General features: G+C 48.7%; 16 protein-coding genes. 15 read left to right on the top strand and 1 reads right to left on the bottom strand.

Features of this window, described 5'->3' with window-relative positions; all coding sequences use genetic code 11:
• Positions 1-3: 3 nt before the first annotated feature.
• From lgt to CWE21_RS03020, 8 genes are all read left to right on the top strand, one after another.
• Positions 4-825: a prolipoprotein diacylglyceryl transferase gene (lgt, locus tag CWE21_RS03055; protein WP_126833007.1), complete on the top strand. Its 822-nt coding sequence runs from the start codon at positions 4-6 to the stop codon at positions 823-825.
• The gene (locus tag CWE21_RS03050) at positions 822-1,673 is read left to right on the top strand and encodes a thymidylate synthase (protein WP_126833006.1); all 852 of its coding nucleotides are present in this window, start codon (positions 822-824) and stop codon (positions 1,671-1,673) included. Before lgt ends, CWE21_RS03050 begins: the two co-directional genes overlap by 4 nt.
• Before the next feature lie 441 nt (positions 1,674-2,114).
• A complete protein-coding gene (locus CWE21_RS03045) occupies positions 2,115-2,459 on the top strand; it encodes a helix-turn-helix transcriptional regulator (RefSeq protein ID WP_126833005.1) in 345 nt (114 codons plus the stop codon).
• Positions 2,459-3,769 (top strand): type II toxin-antitoxin system HipA family toxin, encoded by a 1,311-nt coding sequence (locus tag CWE21_RS03040; RefSeq protein WP_338068205.1) that lies wholly within the window; start codon positions 2,459-2,461, stop codon positions 3,767-3,769. The genes CWE21_RS03045 and CWE21_RS03040 overlap by 1 nt, the downstream gene beginning before the upstream one ends.
• 51 nt (positions 3,770-3,820) lie before the next feature.
• Positions 3,821-4,054, top strand: a complete 234-nt coding sequence (locus CWE21_RS03035) for a type II toxin-antitoxin system CcdA family antitoxin (RefSeq protein WP_126833003.1) — start codon at positions 3,821-3,823, stop codon at positions 4,052-4,054.
• Positions 4,054-4,371, top strand: a complete 318-nt coding sequence (locus CWE21_RS03030) for a CcdB family protein (protein WP_126833002.1) — start codon at positions 4,054-4,056, stop codon at positions 4,369-4,371. Before CWE21_RS03035 ends, CWE21_RS03030 begins: the two co-directional genes overlap by 1 nt.
• 20 nt (positions 4,372-4,391) lie before the next feature.
• Positions 4,392-5,174, top strand: coding sequence for a tRNA cyclic N6-threonylcarbamoyladenosine(37) synthase TcdA (tcdA, locus tag CWE21_RS03025; protein WP_126833001.1), 783 nt, complete (start codon positions 4,392-4,394; stop codon positions 5,172-5,174).
• Positions 5,175-5,245: 71 nt separating this feature from the next.
• Positions 5,246-5,746 carry a DUF1543 domain-containing protein gene (locus CWE21_RS03020; RefSeq protein ID WP_126833000.1) on the top strand — a complete coding sequence of 167 codons (501 nt, stop codon included), beginning with the start codon at positions 5,246-5,248 and terminating at the stop codon, positions 5,744-5,746.
• Here the strand turns inward: CWE21_RS03020 and CWE21_RS03015 are convergent.
• Positions 5,743-6,147, bottom strand: a complete 405-nt coding sequence (locus CWE21_RS03015) for a SufE family protein (RefSeq protein ID WP_157982721.1) — start codon at positions 6,145-6,147, stop codon at positions 5,743-5,745. The two genes, CWE21_RS03020 and CWE21_RS03015, sit on opposite strands and share 4 nt — an antisense overlap.
• Before the next feature lie 133 nt (positions 6,148-6,280).
• Here CWE21_RS03015 and CWE21_RS03010 point away from each other — a divergent pair, with 133 nt between their 5' ends.
• The 7 genes from CWE21_RS03010 to CWE21_RS02980 all read left to right on the top strand — a co-directional run bounded on the left by CWE21_RS03010 (position 6,281) and on the right by CWE21_RS02980 (position 14,448).
• Positions 6,281-7,030, top strand: a complete 750-nt coding sequence (locus tag CWE21_RS03010) for an electron transfer flavoprotein subunit beta/FixA family protein (RefSeq protein ID WP_126832998.1) — start codon at positions 6,281-6,283, stop codon at positions 7,028-7,030.
• Positions 7,027-7,956 carry an electron transfer flavoprotein subunit alpha/FixB family protein gene (locus CWE21_RS03005; RefSeq protein ID WP_126832997.1) on the top strand — a complete coding sequence of 310 codons (930 nt, stop codon included), beginning with the start codon at positions 7,027-7,029 and terminating at the stop codon, positions 7,954-7,956. Before CWE21_RS03010 ends, CWE21_RS03005 begins: the two co-directional genes overlap by 4 nt.
• A gap of 163 nt (positions 7,957-8,119) precedes the next feature.
• Positions 8,120-9,100, top strand: coding sequence for a hypothetical protein (locus tag CWE21_RS03000; RefSeq protein WP_126832996.1), 981 nt, complete (start codon positions 8,120-8,122; stop codon positions 9,098-9,100).
• 206 nt (positions 9,101-9,306) lie between these two features.
• The gene (locus tag CWE21_RS02995) at positions 9,307-10,212 is read left to right on the top strand and encodes a hypothetical protein (RefSeq protein WP_126832995.1); all 906 of its coding nucleotides are present in this window, start codon (positions 9,307-9,309) and stop codon (positions 10,210-10,212) included.
• Between the two features lie 164 nt (positions 10,213-10,376).
• Positions 10,377-11,462 (top strand): hypothetical protein, encoded by a 1,086-nt coding sequence (locus CWE21_RS02990; RefSeq protein ID WP_126832994.1) that lies wholly within the window; start codon positions 10,377-10,379, stop codon positions 11,460-11,462.
• 141 nt (positions 11,463-11,603) lie between these two features.
• On the top strand, positions 11,604-12,422 hold the full coding sequence (locus tag CWE21_RS02985) for a hypothetical protein (RefSeq protein ID WP_126832993.1): 819 nt from the start codon (positions 11,604-11,606) through the stop codon (positions 12,420-12,422).
• 199 nt (positions 12,423-12,621) lie between these two features.
• Positions 12,622-14,448, top strand: coding sequence for a DUF1302 domain-containing protein (locus CWE21_RS02980; protein WP_126832992.1), 1,827 nt, complete (start codon positions 12,622-12,624; stop codon positions 14,446-14,448).
• Positions 14,449-14,658: the final 210 nt, after the last annotated feature.

Genomic DNA, 14,658 nt, shown 5'->3' with positions numbered 1-14,658 from the left:
AGCATGCAAACTGAGTTCATGATGCACCCGAGCATCGACCCGGTTATTTTTAGTATTGGTCCGTTGGCACTGCGTTGGTATGGCTTAATGTACCTGCTTGGACTCGCCTTTGCCTATTACTGGGGCAAGCGCCAAACCAATATGCCACATTATGCGCAACAAGGCTGGACCGAAAAGCGTTTTAGCGACTTGCTGTTTTGGTCTTTCATGGGCGTGATTCTCGGTGGCCGTATCGGCTATGTGTTGTTTTATCAGTTCGAGTATTTTATTGCGAATCCACTGTACTTATTTGACATGAGTAGCGGCGGTATGTCGTTCCACGGCGGCCTGCTTGGCGTTATTACTGTGCTCGCCATTTTTGCTTGGCGTACGCAGCTAAGATTCTTGCAAATTGGTGATTTCGTTGCGCCGTTGGTGCCGATGGGCCTCGGTTTTGGACGTATCGGTAATTTTATCAATGGTGAATTGTGGGGGCGTACTACGGACGTGCCTTGGGCAATGATCTTTCCTGCTGTCGGGCCAGATCCACGCCATCCCTCGCAGCTTTATCAAGCCGCACTCGAAGGCTTATTGTTATTCGTCGTGCTGGCATTATTCAGTCGTAGATCGCGCCCGATGGGTGCGATAAGCGGTTTATTCTTAATTGGCTATGGCGCTGCGCGATTCTTCATCGAATACTTCCGCGAGCCTGACGCGCACTTGGGGCTGCTGTACTTCGGGTGGTCGATGGGGCAGTGGCTCTCAGCACCGATGATTCTGCTGGGCGTTGTATTAATGGCCTGGGCCTATCGGTTTAACAAAGTATCCGCAGGAGACAAAGCATGAAGCAGTACCTCGAACTCTGTCAGCGCATTGTCGATGAAGGTGTGTGGGTTGCAAACGAACGAACTGGCAAGCGTTGCCTTACCGTCATTAATGCTGATCTTGAATACGACGTCGCCGGTAATCAATTTCCTTTGATTACCACACGTAAAAGCTTTTGGAAGGCTGCCATCGCTGAATTTCTTGGCTACATCCGCGGTTACGACAGCGCCGCAGACTTTCGTAAACTTGGGGCCAAAACTTGGGACGCCAACGCCAATCTGAACGAAGCTTGGCTCGCAAATCCCCACCGCAAAGGTGAAGACGACATGGGCCGCGTCTATGGTGTGCAAGGACGAAGCTGGGCCAAACCTGACGGAGGCTTTGTTGACCAACTACGGAAAATTGTCGATAACTTGAGTCGTGGCATCGATGACCGCGGCGAAATCATGAGTTTCTATAATCCTGGCGAATTCCACATGGGATGTTTGCGCCCCTGCATGCATACGCACAACTTCTCGTTACTGGGTGACACCTTGTATTTGACCAGTTACCAGCGCTCCTGTGACGTACCCCTAGGGTTGAACTTCAACCAAGTGCAAGTCTTTGCGTTTTTGGCGCTGATGGCACAAATTACGGGCCACAAGCCTGGCAAGGCCTACCACAAGATAGTGAACGCTCACATTTACGAAGATCAGCTAGAACTCATGCGTGACGTTCAGTTGAAGCGCGAGCCCTTTCCTGCACCACAGCTTGAAATCAATCCAGATATTAAGTCGCTAGAAGATTTAGAAACATGGGTGACGTTGGATGACTTCAAGGTGCACAATTACCGACATCACGATCCAATCAACTACCCCTTCAGCGTGTAACGGAGAAAAGCGAAAAGCGTTGTTTGCTGTTCGCTATTCGCTGTTCGATAAAATGAAAGGCGTTGTTTGCTATTCGCTGTTCGCTGTTTGTTAAAAAACAGATTTTTTCGCCATAGATGATAATGTCTTATTTTTAATACTTAAAAATGCTGTATATGCTTAAGGTTAAATATATTAAACTTTAAATTTATTGACTTATCTGTCTTATAGGCTAAATTTAAAGTCAGATAAAGCAAACTTAATGGCGTAAAGTGTTCATAAAGTTATATATTGTTTACACTAACTTTGTCGAACATCGAACATCGAACATCGAACATCGAACATCGAACATCGAACATCGAACATCGAACATCGAACATCGAACATCGAACATCGAACATCGAACGTCGAACATCGAACATCGAACATCGAACAGCGAACATCAAATAGCGAACATCGAACATGCAGCTAAATCATTTATCTCCAGCGGCGCTTGCGGAAGAACTAGGCCAACGCCTCAAGCAAGCTCGATTGAACGCCAACATCACGCAAGCCGAGTTAGCAAAACAGGCCGGCGTGAGCCGTACTATTGTGATGAACGCTGAGAAGGGGCAGGCGCAGCTCGAAAATTTTGTCGCCTTGTTATTGGCGCTGGGACTTGCTGAGCAACTGAATAGCTTTTTACCTAAGCCACAATTGTCGCCTCTGCAGCTACGCAAGCTGGAAGGCAAAAAGCGAGAACGCGCGACCGGCAGTCGCGGCAGTTCTGAGCATGACACGCAGCGTGAGGAAGATGACGAATGGTGATGGAAGTCATTAGTGTCTGGTATGACGACCACGAAGTCGGCGCATTAAGTTTCGACAGCGAACAGGGCGTGGGCGCTTTTGAGTATACGCCCGAGTTCCGCCGCTCTGGAATTGAATTAGCGCCGCTAACCATGCCGCTTGCTCAACGAATTTACAGCTTTCCGGAGTTGAACCCTAAGACCTTTCATGGCCTCCCTGGTTTAGTGGCCGACTCGCTACCCGATGATTTTGGCAACGCCGTGCTCAACGCATGGGTTGCTAATCGCGGGATGCAGCCAAGTGATATTTCGCCGTTACAACGACTGCAGTATACCGGTAAACGTGGTATGGGGGCGTTAGAATACCGACCAGCCGCGCGGGTGCGCGGCTTTGAAGCGTTGCAGCAGGTCAATATCAGTGAGTTGACAGCCATCGCGCAGGAAGTACTCGATCAACGTGCTGATTTCCACCAAGAACTCCCAGTAGATGGCAGTTCCGACCGTGAAGCAATGTTGGCGCTATTGTCGGTTGGCACCAGTGCCGGTGGCGCGCGGCCTAAAGCAGTATTGGCGTTTAATGATGACTTTACCGAGGTCTGTTCGGGGCAAACGGATGTGCCGGAGGGATTCACTCATTTTTTGATGAAGTTTGATGGTGTTGTGGAGCGCAGTAGCGGCCACGAAACCTTTGGTGACCCGCAGGGTTATGGCGCGATGGAGTATGTCTACTACTTGCTGGCGCAGCAATGTGGTATCGACATGATGCCATGCTTTTTACTACCGGAAGGTGAGCGTCGGCACTTTCTCACCCAGCGCTTTGACCGTGATGGTAATAGCAAAATCCATACGCAAACATTAAACGGCCTCGCCCACGTTGATTACAAACAGCGCGGTAGCTTTTCTTACAGTGAACTCTTTGCGGTCGCACGTCAGTTGGGATTGAAGGCTCCTGAGGCTGAACAAATTATGCGCCGTATGATTTTTAATATCGTTGCGCGCAACCACGATGACCATGCCAAAAACTTTGCCTTCCAGTTGCGTGAAAACCGTTGGCAGTTGGCCCCCGCTTACGATGTTGCTTACAGCTACAAACCGGATAGCAAGTGGGTCAATCAGCATTGGATGCAGCTTAATGGTAAACGCGAGAACTTTACCCGCGAGGATATCTATACTCTTGAGCGTGTGAGTCCACTTTTTAGTCGTCATAAGCTCGACAACATGATTGATGAAACTTTGGAAGCGGTGAGTCAGTGGCCACACCTCGCAGCCGAACACGACGTACCGCCAATGCTCATTGAGCTCATTCGCAAACAGCAACGCCTCGACTTGTAGTTTTCTCAACTTATGCGCATAATCAATGCGTATAAATTACTAGGTGTCGTTATGAACTATTCCCCCCCAAAAAAGCCAACCAATTTGAGTGTGAGCGAACCTTTATTGCATGAGGCAAAAGCATTGAAGATTAATTTGTCTGCAACCTTTGAGGCGGCGTTGGAAGTAGAGGTTCGTAAACAAAAGCAGTTGCGTTGGCAGCAAGAAAACCAAGAAGCCGTGCGTGAGGCCAACGCATTTGCCGAGCGTAATGGCCTTTTTGCGACGAAGTATAGAGTATTTTAATGGCACAGTTTGACGTCTACGCGAACCCCGATCCTAATACCAATAAAAGCTATCCTTATTTTGTCGATCTACAAGCCGAAATAATTGCCGATTTGTCGACTCGAGTAGTAGCGCCCCTCGTTGCTCGAGACGAGCTGCATCATGCGCCGTTGCAAGTACTTTGCCCAGAAGTCGACGTCAACGGTGAGCGGTATGTATTGATGACGCATCAACTGGCGAGTATTCCGATGCAGACTAACCTGTCATCTATTGCGTCACTGCAAGAGCAGCGATATGAGCTGCTGAATGCGCTCGATTTTCTTATTACAGGTTGCTAGAGCGTGGTAAAATTCACGGTATGACAACTAAAGAACGATTTTCAGGAATAGAACGGGTGTACGGCGGCAAGGCCGCAACGCAGTTCAATCAGCATCATGTTGCCGTGGTTGGTCTTGGTGGCGTAGGTTCGTGGGCGGTTGAGGCGCTGGCGCGTTCCGGTGTTGGCGGTCTCACGCTTATCGATTTGGATGACGTTTGTGTAACCAATATCAACCGACAATTACCGGCCATGACCAGTACCGTAGGGCAGTTGAAGACTGAAGTTTTAGCTCAGCGGGTGCGTGACATTAACCCCGATTGCCAAGTCCGTGTGATTGACGACTTCTTAGCGCGTGAGAATTTGGATGAGTATTTAGGTGAACCGGTAACGGCGGTCTTGGATGCCATCGATAGTGTGCAAGTAAAAGCCGCGCTGATTGCCTGGTGTAAACGTCGCAAAGTTCCTCTTGTTACCTGCGGTGGTGCTGGAGGCCAAGTCGACCCAGGTAAAGTGACGTCGACAGACTTAGCCAAGGCAACACAAGATCCACTGCTTGCAAAAGTTCGTTCCATGCTGCGTCGCGACTATAATTTTTCGCGCAACCCTGCACGGAGCTTTGGCATTAAAGCGGTGTACTCGACGGAGCAATTGCGCTATCCACAAAGTGACGGCGAGTGGTCGCACGCGAAGCCCGGCGCTGGAAGCATGCGCATGGATTGTGCCACAGGTTTTGGTGCGGCGATGCCGGTCACCTGCACCTTCGCCATGCACGCCGTCGCCTTGCTACTCGAAAAAGTAGCCCGCAGTTCTACTGCGGGGTGAGCGCCAACACTACAACCATGGCGGAAACGTCAGATCAAACCCGTAGTAGAACTACGGGCTACGAGGTTTATATGAAACTGTATATGTTCTACATCGGTGGGTCCGCACCGCACGCCAACATCGAAGTTCACGACGTGCGCTTTGTTGCCGGCGAGAATGTTGAAGCCTGCTATCCAGCGCTGCGCAAATACTGGTATGGCACACTCAAGGGCCTCCACCTCGATAGCTACGTACACCTGCATCATGTTGACGGTTATCGGATTGAACTCAAGCAAGAGCCCAGCACCCAAGCCGAAAAACTCTGGTTCGTGAATTTCGGTGGTTATTATCCAGGGCGCCTCGCCGAATTTCATGACTTCACGTTGGTTGTCGCAAAGTCTGCCGACGAAGCCAAACGTGTCGGCTACCAGCGTCTGCTGACCGACAGCGTCGAGCAACACAAAGATGATTTATACGACGTTGACAATTGCTTGAATGTCGATTTACTTGAAGGCTGGCACGTGCACCTAGTGAAAGACGGCATAGAACAGCCGTTGGTACCCGACTGGTCGGGTTACGAGGTCATCGCTTAAAAGCGCTTGCTCTGAATCGCTGTAACCACGGCGCGCAGGCCGTTGCGACGCGACGTGCTGACCATGTCATCGAGACCTAACGCAGCAAGCAGTGCGTCGAGCTGAAAGGCTGCAACTTGCGCAGGCGTCGCACCATTAAGCGCTTGATAAATGAGTGCGAGTAGTCCTTTCACAACGCGCGAGGCAGAGTCGAGTTGTAGCTCAAGCAAATCCTCGCGCCACTCTGCAACTAACCAAACCTGCGCTTCGCAGCCGTGAACTTCATTTTCAGATGTTTTCAACGCGTGCGGCATGATTGGCAAGGTGGCCGCCAGCTGGATCAGAAACTTAAGCCGTTGCGGCTGTTGCTGCGCCAGCAATTGTAACTGCGCGAGATCGCTTTCGCTAAGTTTGCCGTACACAAAAAACTCCAATGAAAATGCTCGAGATCAGCGGAAAAGAGCGGGCAATAGTACCATTTCTGCAGTGAAAAATGTTAATCTTGGGCGGTCTAAGCTTAAACCTGAATTCAAATAACGTAACAGGAACGACAACATGAAGATATTAGTGGCGGTCAAACGCGTCATTGATTACAACGTAAAGGTACGCGTTAAAGCTGACCAATCTGACGTTGATCTGGCCAACGTAAAAATGGCCCTGAACCCGTTCTGTGAAATCGCAGTTGAGGAAGCAGTCCGACTGAAAGAAAAAGGTATTGCCGACGAAGTCGTCGTAGTGTCCATTGGTCCGAAGGCGGTTCAAGAGCAACTACGTACCGCTTTGGCCCTGGGTGCCGATCGAGCGATTCAAGTCGAAACCGACGACATGCCAGACTCATTGGCGGTAGCCAAGATCTTAAAAGGCGTGGTCGAAAAAGAAGAGCCGCAATTGGTGATTCTTGGTAAGCAAGCCATCGACTCGGACAACAACCAAACGGGTCAGATGCTGGGCGCCTTAACGGGTATGCCGCAAGGTACGTTCGCTTCAAAAGTCGATATGGCTGAAGGCAGCGTCAACGTTACCCGTGAAGTTGACGGCGGTTTGCAAACCGTGAAGCTACAATTACCAGCTATCGTCACCACCGACTTGCGTTTGAACGAGCCGCGCTATGCATCATTGCCAAACATCATGAAAGCTAAGCGTAAGCCGCTCGACGTGACCACCGCAGATGAATTGGGTGTGAACGTAAGCCGCACGGTGAAGTTATTGAAAGTTGAGCCACCAGCGGAACGCAGCGCAGGTGTGAAGGTTGCAGACGTTGCGGAATTGGTCGACAAATTGAAAAACGAGGCAAAAGTCCTATGAGTATTTTAGTCATTGCCGAACACGACAACAAAGAATTAAACCCAGCTACGCTGAAGACCTTAGCTGCTGCCAAAGCCATTGGTGGTGACATTGATGTATTGGTGGCCGGCGAAGGCTGCCAAGCAGTAGCGGACGAAGTCGCTAAAGCGGAAGGCGTGAACAAAGTACGTCTGGCGGATAATGCTGCTTACGGGCACTTCTTGGCGGAGAATCTCGGCACCCTAGTTGCTGAGCTAGGTAAAGACTACGGTCACATCTTGGCTCCCGCGACCACGACTGGTAAGAACTTTATGCCACGCGTCGCGGCCCTGTTAGACGTCGCGCAAGTGTCAGACATCATCGCTGTCGAGAGTGCAGACACTTTCAAGCGTCCGATTTATGCCGGTAACGCCATTGCGACCGTGCAGTCGGAAGACGCAATTAAAGTTATTACTGTGCGTGCAACAGCTTTTGATGCGGTTGCTGCCGAAGGTGGTAACGCGTCGGTTGAAGCAGTTGATACTGTCATCGATAACGACAAATCAGAGTTCGTCGGTGAAGAGCTGGCCGAGTCTGAGCGTCCTGATTTGACTGCTGCGAGCGTTGTTATCTCGGGTGGTCGTGGTATGCAAAACGGCGAGAACTTCCACTTGCTTGAAAAAGTTGCAGACAAACTTGGCGCTGCCGTAGGTGCATCGCGCGCCGCAGTCGACGCTGGCTTTGTCCCGAACGACATGCAAGTAGGTCAAACCGGTAAAATCGTTGCGCCTGAACTGTACATCGCAGTGGGCATCAGCGGTGCCATCCAACACTTGGCCGGTATGAAAGACTCAAAAGTCATTGTTGCTATCAACAAAGACGAAGAAGCGCCTATCTTCCAAGTTGCTGACTATGGCTTAGTCGCTGACTTGTTTGATGTGCTGCCGGAGTTAGAGCAAGCGCTGTAATTTTCGTAACTAAATGCTCTTCTGAAAGCCCGCACTTTGTTGCGGGCTTTTTTGTGGCAGATACAAAATAATAACAAGACCGCCGATGATTATACATATAGGCAATGATGAACTGCCTGCTACGCTTTAGTTGCTTAAAAAAACAACTAAAGGATGACGTCAGATGAAAACTATAATTCCACTTGTGTCTGGACTTATATTGCTGAGTAGTTGCGGCACAGCAATAGCTCAACAAACGCAAGAACATACCTTAATTATCGAGGGCGAGCTGAACTATATTCAACACCCAATGTTGGAGCAGTTTGAAGGCCCACTGCAGGAGCCCTTGGATTTTGTCGCATCGATAACCGAAGATATCACGTCGCCATCACCCTATGCAGGGTTCTGGAACGACGGGATTGCTTATGAAAATGTCACCATTACCCTAACTTTCGAGTTATACGACGCGCAGGGTGGTCTCATTTTCAGTGATTCGCAAAGCACATCGTCACCTGACCACATGATCAACGATACAGTTGCACTATTTTTTGATAGCGCAAGCAACCAGCCAATTGAGTCTGCGATTTGGGGAATCATTGATACTGAAACTCAAACTATGGATCAACTCCGCTCCGAATATGTACTCGGCCAGAACTACTTTCGAAGCCGAACGAGCCAACTACCGTCAATAAGTGGCCCCCTTTTCGCAACAACGACTCCTTACCACTTTGTCGATACAGGCATTACTTCTTATCCATTCCAGTATGCAGGTGACCTGAATTGGACTCCGTTTACCTTTGAAGGTGTCGCATTAAACGTAAGATATATTGGCGTAGATGATGACGGTGATGGCATTGCTAATGAAGTTGATGCTTGCGAGGCATCAATTCTTGACGAAACAGTATTGTTTGACGGTTGGTACGATTCTGGCGTAACCAATTATGTAGACGACAGCGGCTGTTCGGTGATGGATCACTATGCAGCGTGTGCGGCAGAAGAGCAGGAAGCACCACGTCGCGGTATTCGCTCAGTTCGTAGTGGTCCATCGAGCTGTGAAAAAGCGGTGTCGTATGACTTGGTTGCTGATGGTGTGCTCAGTTATTCAGAAGCACGTATGTTGCGCAACGCCTTATATGAATCATCGACCAGCAGTGGTCCACAATAAAAAACTTAGTGTAATACCAAGCCCGCCTCGTGCGGGCGTTTTTGTGCGAGAACTAACAATAAGTTATTGAGGTATTCATTAATTTGTTATGTTTCGTCACATTTTTATTGTCAAAATTACGAGCAAGGCTATAGTCATAGTTGGCGCATTAATAACGTGTTAATCGCCTTAGGTTTGCTGCAACAAACGAATTATGGAGAACAACAATGATTAAAAAAAATATAGCTTACGCATCTGCGGTTTTGAGTATGTTGGCACTGTCCAGCACCGCAGAAGCTCAAGAGGTGACTCGTACTATTGAATTTTCGGGTCAAGTTAGTGGTGTGTATGAAGCTCTAAGCGGTAAAGATATTACTGAATTTCAAATTACCCTAGGCGTTGACGACACAGTTACACCGTCATCTTCATCGAGCACTTCAATCAATCACTCGAGTAATGGTTATCTGCAAACATTAGATTTAGTCTTTTTCGATTCTCAAGGTGTTGAAGTCGAGCAGCCATTTGACAGTTCTTATGAAAGTGCCCCTTATTCATCTCTTACTTACTATGCAGACACGAATAATGAGTATATTTCTTTTAACTTTGAGATTGCAGGTGGCGATGGTCACTTCAGTATTTCGTTCAGTGCGCCTGTAGGAGGTTTATTCAGCTCGTTTTCACCAGAGCCAATGCTTCTAGCAGAGCCAACGCAAGCGCAATTTTCTAGTCATTTAGACCTTTACTCACCTTATGCGCATGATGATGCGTATGGTTCTCTCTTAAGTGTGAACACCATCTATCCAGACGACGATGAAGATGGTTATCCGAACAATGTTGACGCCTGCCCAGTATCGATCATGGATGAGACAGTGTTGTTTGACGGTTGGTACGATTCGGGTGTAACCAACCATATGGACGACAGTGGTTGCTCCATCACCGATCATTATGCTGCATGTGAAGCTGAAGAGCAGGAAGCTCCACGTCGCGGTATTCGCTCAGTGCGCAGCGGCCCATCAAGCTGTGAAAAAGCGGTGTCGTATGACCTAGTTGCCGATGGGGTGATTAGCTACGCTGAAGCGCGCGCTTTACGTGAAGCGCTTTATGAATCATCTACCAGTAGCGGTCTTCGCTAATCTTTTCGGATGTTTCTAAGCCCGCCTTGTGCGGGCTTTTTTATTTGTCCAACAAAAAAGCTGCTCATAACAAGTAATTATGAGCTTTGTTAACTAGCAATCGTGTGGAATTGCGCTAACTTAAATGACACAACAAAATAATTATTTTTAAAAGAGGGGTGTGTATGAGTTTTAAAAATCTTGGGGTTACAGGGCTGCTTGTCGCTCTGACGATGTTGCTGCCATATCAAGTCAATGCGCAGGAGCAAGCGGTTGAAATAACGGGTGAGATCATGGATGTCGATCATATGCCGTTTTGGCAAGGCCTTGAGGATGAGCCTTCGTTCCCACTTATGTTCCGCGCGGTGGTGGTCGAGAACACTGACGCAGAACCTGATAGCAATGAAGGTCCGGTTGGCGGCGGCGTGTATATCGATAGCGTCCTCTCGATTACTTTTGAGATTTATGACGGCAATGAGACTTTGCTCTTCACGGATTCGTTTAATCCTCCGGTAACCGGTAGTACGGGTTTAGAGGGCGGTTCTGCAACCTATGCCATCCCTGGGGAAAGCGAGATTTTCTTCGACTTCGACAATATGATGTGGATAGCGGCACCGCCACAAGAATCTATGGATTATGGTCGCGTCGTAAGTTTAGGCATTCTGTCAGCGTTGTTCGGTGGTATGGAGCCGGACTTTCCAATGCCTGAAGAGGCGCCAGAAGAGTTTACTGGAGAATTGTTTGCCGACTTAAGTGGTTATCCACTACTCATTGAAGGTGAGACATTTTATCCGTTCCAATACCTGCTATTCTCGCCCTTTAGTGAGGAGGAGCAAGAACAGCAAGAAAGTGGCTTCTACGGTATAGCAACTTTCATTCAGTACATTGACCTTGACGCTGACGGCGACGGGGTTCCTGACGCGCTTGATGTGTGTTCACCAACGATTCTAAATGAAAGTGTTGAGTTTGCCTCGATTGATACGGGCGTTCCGAATATCGTTGATGAATCCGGCTGTAGCATCATGGATCGCTATGCAGCTTGCCATGTGGAAGAGGAGCCGGTACGAGGTATTCGCTCTGTGCGTCGCGGCCCATCTAGCTGCGAAAAAGCCGTCTCATATGAACTCGTAGCTGATGGCATTATTAGCTATGCTGAGGCGCGTATGTTACGTGATGCACTCTATCGAGCAGCTACTTCAGTTGCCGACAACCCACTGTATAAAGAGGGCTCAGTGGGCGGTGAAAATCCGCTTTATGAGGGTGATAACTGAGTTCTCAAGAGTGAGACAATTCCTGAAAAGGGGGCTTCGGCTCCCTTTTTTTTAATGTTGTATTGTGAATTTCAAAATTATCTCTTATGTTGAAAGTGCATTCGTTATCGATTGCTTGGGGAACAACAAAGGGAACATTTCATGAATCGCTCATTTTTAACTAGCGTACTGCAAACGCTATGCGTTACTTCTTTGCTCACGTTATCGGTAAGCGCAGCTGCCGAAGAAACCATTACAATTAAAGGTGAGCTGCTATTTTCAAGCCTCCCTCAGTTAGGAGAGTTCCAAGGTCCGCTCGCTGAGCCGCTTGTTTTTGAGGCCACGGTGGTTGAGGACGCATCATTGGCAGAGTCGACCGTCGTTTTTGGTGTCGCAGAGGAGTATTTGAACGCAACCCGTGCGCTGACTATGCAAATCTCAACAGCAGCGGGTGAAGTGCTTTACAGTGAAAGTGTCACAGCGGACGAATTCGCACTTGCGAGTTATTTAGAACTGTACTCTGTTTTCGCTTATGGAGCTTCGGCAAATAATTATCCAAGCGGCACCGCTTTCTGGGCTCTTATTTCCGGTGGCGAAGACCGCTTTGTTGACCGCGAGATCAGTCTTGGTGCCGATTTGGTCTCTCGTGGCGTCGGCATGGGCGCTGCAGCGTCAATCGCAAACTTATTCGCAGATACCAGCGGTTATCCGGTGTTAGCAACGGGTTCTTATAACTATGCGTTCTTGTACTATGACCAATCGGTGAACAATCAAACCGGCGAGGGCTACCAAGGCATCGTTCAGGGATATGCGACAAGTGTGTCCTATGGTGTCGAGGACTTTAGCCTTGAAGCAGTGCAAGCTGCGTGCGACACCTCAAGTAGCTGCGCAATGAAGCTTATTCAGCAGTGGCGAAAACAGGGCAGCATTTCGGTTCATGAAGCGAACGCTTTACGCCAAGCCTTTCAAGCAAGTAAGTGAATTCGTAAGTAGAAGAAGCGGGGCGATGGCCTCGCTTTTTTATTTAACCTCTCTTTTCTGAGCTTTGCATTGCGAGAGCTCCCGATTAACGAGTGGATTTTTCGTTAGAGAGCACTTGCATATTTGTAACTCATCGGACATGATTGACCCTATAACATCCTAATGGGATTAGGTGGCTAACATGAAAAGAAGAACAACTATGCTTAAAAAATTACCTCTCGCTACCGCGGTAGCGCTTGCATTCGCAGGAAGTGCCGGGGCTCACGCCGCAGAATTTGAAGTGGGTGATTTCCGCGTTAAGTTTGACTCCATTATTTCATACGGTGCCGCGTGGCGGATGGAAGACCAAGATCTTCGCGTCATTCACCCAGGCAACATGGCCGGTGGCCAAGGTCAATCAGGCGTTGCCGATGACGGTAACCTGAACTATGACAAAGGCGATATGGTATCGTCAGTAGTCAAAGGCGTTCATGACCTGAGCATCGACGGTGGCGACTACGGTGCCTTCGTACGTTTCAAATATTGGTACGACGATGTCATCAAGAATCAAGAAGTGGCACACGGCCATACCGCAACCAACTACTATCCAAATGTAACCCTCGACAACGATGGTCTTGACGATTTCTCGACTGGTTCAGGCTTTGAGTTACTTGATGCTTTCGCTTATGCCTATTTCGATTTAGGTGACATGCCAGTCAACTTGCGCGTAGGTCGCCAAGTGCTGAGCTGGGGTGAGAGTACCTTTATCTTCAACGGTATTAACGCAATCAACCCTGTCGATGTGAATGCGATTCGCCGACCGGGTGTTGAAATTAAAGAAGCGTTATTGCCAGTAGGCATGGTCAACATCAACTTAGGTTTGACCGACGCAACCAGTCTCGACATGTTCTATCAATACGAGTGGGACAGCTACAAACTTGATGGTTGTGGCACCTTCTTCTCAACCGTTGATATTCTTGGCGGACCTGGCTGTAACAAAATTACTTTGAACCCGACGCTCGTTGCTGGTGACCCATCGAGCAGCTTGAGTGATCAGGAGTCAGTAGCGTTCGGTGCATATCTTGACCGTTCACCTAACATCGAACCTGATGATGGCGGCCAGTACGGTTTCGCGTTACGCCATTACGACATGGACCTCGACGTTGAGTTTGGCTTGTACTACATGAATAATCATAGCCAAACACCTATTATTTCAGCGTATAACTGGCAGCAACAGCCAAGCCCAGCATTGAGTCATCCAGATGGCTATCCAATTGCCGGTCCAAACTATGTGCTGCAATACCCTGAAGATATTGAAATCATGGGGGCAAGCTTCAGTACTAACTTCGGCCTCTGGTCAGTAGGTGGTGAATACAGCTTCCGCAACGACATGCCAGTGCAAATCAACACCACTGAAATATTGACTGCGGGTCTTCGTGCCGGCGTGCCGAGCACCTTTGGTGACCGCTTAGAGACGGACGGTGAAGGTAACTTCACTAACCTAGGTGAGTTGCAAGAAGGTTATGATCGTTACGATGTCAGTCAATACCAGTTAACCGGTATTCGTTTCTTCGATAACGTATTAGGCGCGAGTCGCGTGACGTTCATCGGTGAAATCGCCGCGAGCAAAGTACATTCGTTGGTGGGACTCGACGAACAGCGTTATGGCCGTAACCCGGTGTACGGAAAATGCTTAACTGTTGCTGACCAGCAGCAGCTTGGTAACCCAGCACCTGCGGGCGACATTAACTGTGAAGGTTTCGTGACTTCGTCATCTTGGGGTTACCGTACCCGTTTAGTGGCAGAGTACAACAACATCTTCTCAGGCTGGAACATGGTTCCAACTTTGGCATTTGGTCATGATGTGAAAGGTTACTCAGCTAACAGTAACTTCATTGAAGGCCGTAAAACCATCGGTTTGAATGTTGATTTCAACTACCTGTCAACTTACAAAATTGGCGTAGGTTACAACATCAACACTGGCGGTGATTTCGAGCCAGCAAGTGACCGCGATTTTGCTGCTGTAAGTTTCAGCTACAGCTTCTAAATTTGACAAAGACCTGTAAAAACCCGCTTCGGCGGGTTTTTTTATGCCATTCACCGAACATGACTTGCGTAAAAAGCGCGTAGCCCGATGTAATGGTCTCCTCCAACAATACGGCATCGCAATGTGCCAAAATGATACGTGATCATTTACATGCTGGAGGAGACACAGGTGAGTATTGTAACCAGAATCGGACTAGATTTGGCAAAAGAT

The sequence above is a fragment of the Pseudidiomarina aquimaris genome (genome assembly GCF_003987395.1).
Classification (GTDB): Bacteria; Pseudomonadota; Gammaproteobacteria; order Enterobacterales; family Alteromonadaceae; genus Pseudidiomarina; species Pseudidiomarina aquimaris.
This window is presented reverse-complemented; position numbering and strand designations above follow the sequence as displayed.